Origin of the sequence: Limosilactobacillus coleohominis, assembly GCF_016901675.1 — a bacterium.
GTDB lineage: Bacteria > Bacillota > Bacilli > Lactobacillales > Lactobacillaceae > Limosilactobacillus > Limosilactobacillus intestinavium.
The window spans coordinates 1-3,517 of sequence record NZ_JACJKU010000108.1 but is presented as its reverse complement, the minus strand read 5'-3'; the positions used below and the strand labels follow the sequence as shown (position 1 = coordinate 3,517).

Here is a 3,517-nt window from a genome sequence, read left to right as displayed (position 1 = left end):
ACATAAATTTTTTAGCATAAAATTACTCTCTTTAACTCAAAAATCACTGAACTTTTAATTCAAATCTTCCTAATGCTTCTTTCCACGTAATGATCTTAAAGCCTGTGTCTTTTGCTTTCTGTAAACTCATAACTGAATGTCGTGGACGATACGCCTTTTGAGGGTACTGTTCTGAAGTAACCGGTGATACTTCAACTGACTTATTTTTTAGAATTTCTTGAGCAAATTCGTACCATGAACATTGTCCCTCATTTGATAACTGATACATTCCAAATGTAGCTTTTGTTTGAACAAGATGCAACATAAATTCAGCTAATGTTTTGGTCCAGGTTGGTCTTCCCACCTGATCATCGACAACTGTTAATTTATCATGGGTTTCGGACAGCTTTAGCATTGTAAAGACAAAGTTATGACCGTACTGACCAAATACCCAGGAAGTACGAATAATGTAATAATCATCTAATGCTTCTTCAACTGCTTGTTCACCAGCTAATTTTGCTCGACCGTATTCGTTCTTCGGATTTGGCGTATCATCAACTTGATATTCCCCTAGATTATTACCATCAAACACATAGTCCGTACTAATATATACAAGCTTAGCACCAACAGCAGCTGCCGCATCTGCCACATTTTTGGTACCATCAACATTAACCTTCCAATTTATTTCCCTTTTTTCATCTTCTGCAGCATCTACAGCAGTAAAAGCTGCACAATGAAAAATCACTTTCGGATGTACCTCTTTGATGGTATTCATTACTAATTCACGATTAGTAATATCCATTTCATTAGAATCATAGCCTACATAGTCAATGCCTTTTGTATCAAACAGTCTTGATAGTTCCGTTCCTAATTGACCATGGCTTCCAGTAATTAAGTAGTCTGCCATCTTAATTTCCTCCAAAAAAGAGGGAGGTTGCCCCTCCCTTCAATTCAATATTTTATTTCAATTTAGCTTTATCTTTCAATGGGCGCCACCAGTCTTCATGACTAGTGTACCAATCAATAGTCTTGATAATTCCAGTATCAAAAGTATATTCAGGCTTCCAACCTAATTCTGTTTCAATCTTTGTTGGATCAATCCCGTAACGACGATCATGACCCAAACGATCCTTAACATATTCAATAAGATCTTCAGAAGCTCCGAGGTGTTTCACAATCAAGTGAACAATTTCATTGTTATTCCGTTCGTTGTGTCCACCAACGTTGTAAACTTCACCAGACTTACCCTTCCGAAGCACTAAATCGATGGCACGACAGTGATCCGTAACATATAACCAGTCACGAATATTCTTACCATCACCATAAATTGGTAACTTTTTACCTTCCATAGCGTTAGATACCATCAAAGGAATTAACTTTTCTGGGAATTGGTAAGGTCCATAGTTGTTTGAACAACGAGTAATATTCACGTTCATACTATAAGTATTGTGATAAGCACGAACAACCATGTCCGCACTGGCCTTAGATGCTGAATATGGAGAATTAGGTGCAAGCGGCGTAGTTTCTTTAAAGTAACCTTCCGCTCCTAAGGTTCCATAAACCTCATCTGTGGAAACTTGTAAGAACTTCTCAACACCCTCACGTTTAGCAACATCCAATAATGCTAATGTTCCTTGAACATTAGTTTCGATAAAAGCTTCAGGATGCAAAATTGAACGGTCAACATGTGACTCTGCCGCAAAGTTTACGATGTGATCAATATCGAATTCATGGACTAAGTGGGTTACTAATTCACGATTAACAATGTTGCCCTTCACAAAATGATAACGAGGGTTATCTTTGATATCATCAAGATTATGAATATTACCTGCATAAGTTAACAGGTCTAAATTTACTAAAACATCATCCGGATGTTCCTTCAACATATAGTGAATAAAGTTACTACCGATAAATCCGGCTCCACCGGTTACTAAGATATTCATCCTTAATTTTCCTCCCCATACGTGAAGTTCATTTCCGCATCCTTAAATGATGGATGGTGTTGATCCTTTTCAGAGAGAATTAAATGTTCCTTTGGCATTGGCCAATCAATATTCAAATCAGGATCATCAAAAGCAATTCCTCGGTCAGCATCTGGAGCATAGTATCCATCGACCTTGTAAGCAACATTAACATTTGGTGTTAAGGTAACAAAACCGTGAGCAAAACCTTTAGGAACCAATAATTGGCGATGATTATATTCGCTCAAAATAAATCCTTGCCATTGACCATAAGCCGGAGAGCCCTTTCGAATATCCACAATCACATCATAAATTGCACCAGTTACAGCCCTCAATAATTTAGTTTGGCAATATGGCGCTAATTGGTAATGTAAGCCCCGTAAAACACCTGGTTCAACGGATAAAGATTGATTATCCTGAGTGAATTCAATATTAATTCCTGCGTCTTCGAATTTATTCTTTGTATAAGTTTCGGTGAAGAATCCCCGATGATCACCAAAGACATCGGTTTCTACAATTTTAGCGTCAGGTAATTTAGTATCAATAACTTTTAATGACATCCTATAATTCTCCCCTTTAATTTTGCTCTGCTAACCGTAACAAATATTGACCATAATCATTTTTCTTTAACGGTTGTGCTAATTTAACTAATTGGTCACGATCAATATATCCCATTCGGTAGGCAATTTCTTCAATTGATGCAACCTTAAGATTTTCTCGCTTCTCAATTGTTGAAATAAAGTTAGCAGCCTCAAGCATTGCATCGTGGGTCCCGGTATCAAGCCATGCAAAACCACGACCCATTAATTTAACATCAAGATGACCTGCCTTTAAATATTCATTATTGACATCCGTGATTTCTAATTCACCACGAGCAGATGGTTGAATATTTTTAGCAATGTCAACAACATTATTATCATAAAAATATAAACCAGTAATTGCATAATTACTCTTTGGTTGTTTTGGCTTTTCTTCGATAGAAAGGGCATGTTTATTTTGATCAAATTCAACAACCCCAAACCGTTCAGGATCATTAACATGATAACCAAAAACAGTAGCTCCCTCATCTTTTTGAGCTGCAGATTGTAATAATTGTGAAAGTCCGGAACCATAGAAAATATTATCACCTAAAATAAGGCACACACTATCATTTCCAATGAAGTCCTTACCTAGGATAAAAGCCTCTGCCAAACCGTTCGGGTGTTCTTGAACTTTGTAAGAAAAGTTCATTCCGAGATCATAGCCATCCCCCAATAAATTTTGAAAAAGTGGCATGTAGTCAGGTGTAGAAATAACTAATACATCCTGAATTCCAGCTAACATTAACGTTGATAGTGGGTAGTAAACCATTGGTTTATCATAAACCGGGATTAATTGTTTTGAAATACCACGGGTAATAGGATACAAACGTGTCCCTGAACCACCCGCAAGAATGATACCTTTCATCGGTAAAAAGCCTCCAAGAATCTAAATAATTCACAAATATTTTACCACATATGCTTACAATTTGGTTTTTAAAAAATGTAGACAAGCCCTTAATGCCCGAGTTCTACTCATTTCTTCAGATTGATAAACAG

4 protein-coding genes are annotated in these 3,517 nt (G+C 36.8%); all 4 read right to left on the bottom strand.

The window, feature by feature from the left end:
* Nucleotides 1-43: 43 nt before the first annotated feature.
* Genes rfbD through rfbA form a run of 4 tightly spaced genes read right to left on the bottom strand, consistent with a single transcriptional unit; the run spans nt 44 to nt 3,386 of the window.
* Nucleotides 44-886 carry a dTDP-4-dehydrorhamnose reductase gene (rfbD, locus tag H5975_RS07650; RefSeq protein ID WP_204785545.1) on the bottom strand — a complete coding sequence of 281 codons (843 nt, stop codon included), beginning with the start codon at nt 884-886 and terminating at the stop codon, nt 44-46.
* 52 nt (nt 887-938) lie between these two features.
* Nucleotides 939-1,922, bottom strand: coding sequence for a dTDP-glucose 4,6-dehydratase (gene rfbB / locus H5975_RS07645; protein WP_204785544.1), 984 nt, complete (start codon nt 1,920-1,922; stop codon nt 939-941).
* A 2-nt stretch (nt 1,923-1,924) separates the two neighbouring features.
* A complete protein-coding gene (gene rfbC / locus H5975_RS07640; RefSeq protein ID WP_204785543.1) occupies nt 1,925-2,500 on the bottom strand; it encodes a dTDP-4-dehydrorhamnose 3,5-epimerase in 576 nt (191 codons plus the stop codon).
* Nucleotides 2,501-2,516: 16 nt separating this feature from the next.
* The gene (gene rfbA / locus H5975_RS07635) at nt 2,517-3,386 is read right to left on the bottom strand and encodes a glucose-1-phosphate thymidylyltransferase RfbA (RefSeq protein WP_204785542.1); all 870 of its coding nucleotides are present in this window, start codon (nt 3,384-3,386) and stop codon (nt 2,517-2,519) included.
* Nucleotides 3,387-3,517: the final 131 nt, after the last annotated feature.

Bases quoted from the DNA above. Each gene is read 5' to 3' on its own strand.
- rfbC (WP_204785543.1), bottom strand. From the start codon at position 2,500: ATGTCATTAAAAGTTATTGATACTAAATTACCTGACGCTAAAATTGTA.
- rfbA (WP_204785542.1), bottom strand. From the start codon at position 3,386: ATGAAAGGTATCATTCTTGCGGGTGGTTCAGGGACACGTTTGTATCCT.
- rfbB (WP_204785544.1), bottom strand. From the start codon at position 1,922: ATGAATATCTTAGTAACCGGTGGAGCCGGATTTATCGGTAGTAACTTT.
- rfbD (WP_204785545.1), bottom strand. From the start codon at position 886: ATGGCAGACTACTTAATTACTGGAAGCCATGGTCAATTAGGAACGGAA.